General features: G+C 28.0%; 3 protein-coding genes. 2 read left to right on the top strand and 1 reads right to left on the bottom strand.

The window, feature by feature from the left end; genetic code table 11:
• Window positions 1-501 precede the first annotated feature (501 nt).
• Complete coding sequence (locus Q5F54_RS10885; protein ID WP_281537250.1) at window positions 502-1176, bottom strand: NAD(P)/FAD-dependent oxidoreductase; 675 nt, start codon at window positions 1174-1176, stop codon at window positions 502-504.
• 273 nt (window positions 1177-1449) lie between these two features.
• Here Q5F54_RS10885 and Q5F54_RS10880 point away from each other — a divergent pair, with 273 nt between their 5' ends.
• Window positions 1450-2700 carry an HlyC/CorC family transporter gene (locus Q5F54_RS10880; RefSeq protein ID WP_281537251.1) on the top strand — a complete coding sequence of 417 codons (1251 nt, stop codon included), beginning with the start codon at window positions 1450-1452 and terminating at the stop codon, window positions 2698-2700.
• A gap of 372 nt (window positions 2701-3072) precedes the next feature.
• The gene (gene pepT / locus Q5F54_RS10875) at window positions 3073-4296 is read left to right on the top strand and encodes a peptidase T (RefSeq protein WP_281537252.1); all 1224 of its coding nucleotides are present in this window, start codon (window positions 3073-3075) and stop codon (window positions 4294-4296) included.
• Window positions 4297-4551: the final 255 nt, after the last annotated feature.

Below are 4551 nucleotides of genomic sequence, written 5' to 3'. Positions count from 1 at the left end.
TTTAAACTTATGAGTAATGATTTTGAGATTAGTAATTAGAGTAAAATAAATATTTTACGTATAAGTAAATATTAAAACAAATAGAAATCATGAAAATGCATTAAATATATTAGCATTTATAACAAATGATAGATATAATTTAGGATTTGATAATAAATTAATGAGAATATAATTAAAAAAAGTGGCGTCTACAAGGGGGAGTTTGTAGGCGCCATATATACTTATTAGGGGGAGAGATATATAATTTCCGCTCTCAGTAATAAGTATTAACAAATTATTATTTTATATACATTATAATATAAAAAAAACCACCTAAGGGGGGGAGAAATAGGTGGTTTAAAATATGGGGAGAATTTTTATTTATATCCGATCACTAAAATATTTACAGGAGTTTTGTTTTAAAGTTTTAGTTTTATTTAAGAGAAACCTTCAACAAGCTTCTCTTAATATAACATATGTATATTTAGGCGAAATGTGATAATTTTTAAGATAAAAAAAGATTTATTGTATATATTTGTCTAAATTTATCATAGATTTAAATGTATCAAAACCTATAGAATCAATATATGAACCTAAACGTTGTTTATTATTTGCATTATTTGAATATATATTAACTATTTCGTCTACTAATTCTAAAACTTTATCATCAGGAACGTTCATTATAAGCCTATCACCAAGTCTAGGTATTGTTCCGCCTTTTCCTCCAACGAAAACTGTCCATCCTTTAGGAGTTCCCATTAAACCGATATCACGTGTATGGTTATCAGCACAACTATTCGGACAGCCACTAACACCTATTTTTAACTTATTAGGAAGATCCATACCATGGTATCTATCATCAAGCTTTAATCCCATAGATACAGAATCTCTAAAACCTCTCTTACAAAAACTTGTTCCAGGACAAGTTTTTATACTTCTTACACATAGCCCAATTGCAGCACCAGGCTTCATGCCTAAGTCATTCCAAGCACTGTCTATATCATCCTCTTTTAGTCCTACTAAAGCTATACGTTGTGCTGCTGTAATTTTTATTGCAGAAACATTATATTTATCTGCAACATCAGCAAGTTTTCTAAGTTGATCTGATGTAACTAGCCCTGCAGGGATATGAGGTGCTATAGCGTATGTTTCTTTATCTCGTTGGAGTACAGCACCTTTTTCAAGTAAATCTTTCATAAATATACCTCCTTATTTAATATGATATTATTATGTGAAAGGAGTGCATATTTTATCCGAGATATATAATTTTATAGAATACAACATAAACTATGATTATATAAATATATAAATTATAATATATACTGAGAGAAAAATATAATTTGAATACTGATTATATAAAGTGCAAAATATAATATAAGAAATTATAGGAGTTTATATTATTTACCAAACACAGTTAAGTATGATATAATCTATTACAATTAAAATAAAAAATTAGGAGTGTGGTAAAGGTTGGATTCGACCGGTATTTTGATTCAAACTATAGCATTAGTGATACTACTTATAGGATCAGGTTTTTTCTCTGCATCAGAAACATCACTAATGTCATTAAGTAAAATAAGAATAAGGCATATGCAAGAAGAGGGCGTTAAGGGAGCAAAGCTAGTTGCGAGCTTAATAGAGGACTCAAATAAGTTATTAAGTACTATATTGGTTGGAAATAACGTTGTAAATATAGCAGCAACATCTATATCTACATCCTTATTTATGACATTGCTTGGAAGTAATGGTGTACCTGTAGCTACTGCAGTAATGACAGTTTTAGTATTATTATTTGGAGAAATAACGCCTAAAACTATAGCTGCTAATAATTCTGAGAAAGTTGCTATCTTTGTATCAAGGCCAATAAAGGTAATTATATTTATATTAAAACCTGTAGTATGGGTATTTAACCTAGTTACAGGAGTAATATTTAAAATATTAGGTGTAAAAGATAAAAGCAATCAGCCATATATAACTGAAGAAGAATTAAAAACTATGGTAAATGTTGGTCATGAAGAGGGAGTTCTTGAAATAGAAGAAAGGGAAATAATCAACAATGTATTCCAATTTGGTGATATGCAAGCTAAAGAAGCCATGGTACAAAGGTTAGATATGATAGCTATAAATAGCGAAGATAAATATGAAGAAATAATAGAAATTTTTAAAAGTGAAAAGTTTAGTAGAATGCCTGTATATAATGAATCTATAGATGATATAATAGGTATTTTAAATATAAAAGACATAATCTTTTTAAGTGATGAAGAAATACAACAATTTAATATAAAAGATTATATAAGAGAGCCATTCTTCACATATGAGTTTAAAAAAATAACACAATTACTTGAAGAAATGAAAATAGAAAAAAGTCAAATGGCTATAGTTGTAGATGAGTATGGAGGAACAGCAGGACTTATAACTATAGAAGATTTGGTTGAAGTAATAGTTGGCGATATAGAAGATGAATATGATGAGGAAGAAGAAGAAATACAAGTAATAAAAGAAGATGAATACATTGTAGACGGAAGTATAAAAATTACAGATGTAAATGAACTCATAGGTGTAAGATTAGAATCAGAAGAATTTGATTCTATAGGAGGATATATAATAGGACATCTAAGACGCTTACCTGAAGAAAATGAAGTAATCGAGGTAGATAATATAAAATTCTGTATAGAAAGTTTAGATAAAAATAGAATAAAAAAGGTAAGAATTTTCACATAAAATAAAACACTATATAGTGTTTTATTTTTTTACACTTAAAGATATTATAATACTTTAAAAATGTATATGACTTCTGAATTTAAGCAATACCAATCAACTAGTTTTGAACATAAAAAGATTTTGAGTAACGGACAAAGTCGTTGGTGATATAAAGTATTTTGCTGACGCATTGCTCAAAATAAGTAAACTTTTTATTTTTAGGAATTATTAATTGATAATAAATAGATAATATAAATAGATTTGATTATTAAAGTAGCACAAATATACACTATGTATTAAAACTAGATATACTTTAATATAGTATTATAATATAATGGTTATAATAAGCTTTATATACAAAATTTAACAGTAAATATAAAGGAAGGGTTGAATATGAGAGAAAAGGTAGTTCAAAGATTTTTAAAATATGTTACTTTTGATACAACTGCAAATCCTAATAATTCAAATTGTCCATCAAGCGAAGGACAAAAAGTATTTGCTAATTATTTAGTAGAAGAACTTAAATCTTTAGGATTAGAAGATGCACATGTTGATGAAAATAGTTATGTCATGGCAACATTAAAAGGAAATACAGAAGGTGTAGAAACTATAGGATTTATATCACATTTAGATACAGCACCAGATGTTACTGGTAAAAATGTTAAGCCTAAGATAATAAAAAATTATGATGGCAAAGATATAGTTTTAAATGAAGAATTAAATATAATAACATCATCTAACGATTATCCTGATTTGAAAAAATTTATAGGTGAAGATTTAATTGTTACAGATGGGACAACATTGCTAGGTGCAGATGATAAGGCTGGTATATCAGAAATAGTTACTGCAATAGAGTATTTAGTAAATAATCCAGAAATAAAACATGGGGATATAAAAATTGGATTTACACCAGATGAAGAAATAGGTAGAGGTGCAGACTTATTTAATGTTGAAAAGTTTGGTGCAAAGTATGCATATACTATTGACGGTGGGATAATGGGAGAACTTCAATATGAAAACTTTAATGCAGCAGGAGCTACGATAACTATACAGGGAAGAAATGTACATCCAGGGGCAGCAAAGAATAAGATGATAAATGCTTTACATATAGCGGCAGAAATATCACAAATGTTCCCTCAGAGTGAGAGACCAGAGACTACAGAAGGATATGAGGGATTCTATCATTTGAATGATATAAATGGAAACGTTGAAAATGCAACTATGGTTTATATAATAAGAGACCATAGCAAGGAAAAATTTGAATATAGAAAACAATATATGAAAGATGCTATATCTAAAGTAAGTGAAAAATATAATGGAAGAGTTACTTTAGAGTTAAATGACCAATACTATAATATGAAGGAAAAAGTAGAACCTGTTAAGTTTATTGTTGATATAGCAGAGGAAGCTATGAAGGAATGTGATATAACTCCAATAATTGTACCAATTAGAGGTGGTACAGATGGAGCTAGACTATCATTTATGGGGTTACCGTGTCCAAATATATTTACAGGAGGGCTTAATTTCCATAGTAAAAATGAGTGTATTCCAATAATTGCATTAGAAAAGTGTTCAAATTTAATAGTTAAAATAGCACAAAAATATGCGCAAAGATAAAAAGCATGCTAAACTTAAATAAAAAACAGTCCTATATAGGGCTGTTTTTTTTATTTAAATTTAATATTATTTTTAGATAAATTGTAACAATTTGTCTAAATAAATAATATATATTATTAAGTAGATAAATAATCTACTTAATTAAATACCCCTGGAGGCGAACAATATATACGCCAAAACCAAAAGTTGAAACAAGAAGAGTATCCCCATCATCAAAAAAACTAGATAATGAAAAGAGAAGACATCTTAAAGAAA

Origin of the sequence: uncultured Romboutsia sp., assembly GCF_958366745.1 — a bacterium.
Classification (GTDB): Bacteria; Bacillota; Clostridia; order Peptostreptococcales; family Peptostreptococcaceae; genus Romboutsia; species Romboutsia timonensis.
Note: the sequence above shows the minus strand (reverse complement) of the source record. Positions and strands in the feature narration are given on the sequence as shown.

What these genes read in the sequence shown, in the direction of transcription:
- Q5F54_RS10885 (WP_281537250.1), bottom strand. Translation starts at nt 1,176, where the DNA reads ATGAAAGATTTACTTGAAAAAGGTGCTGTACTCCAACGAGATAAAGAA.
- pepT (WP_281537252.1), top strand. Translation starts at nt 3,073, where the DNA reads ATGAGAGAAAAGGTAGTTCAAAGATTTTTAAAATATGTTACTTTTGAT.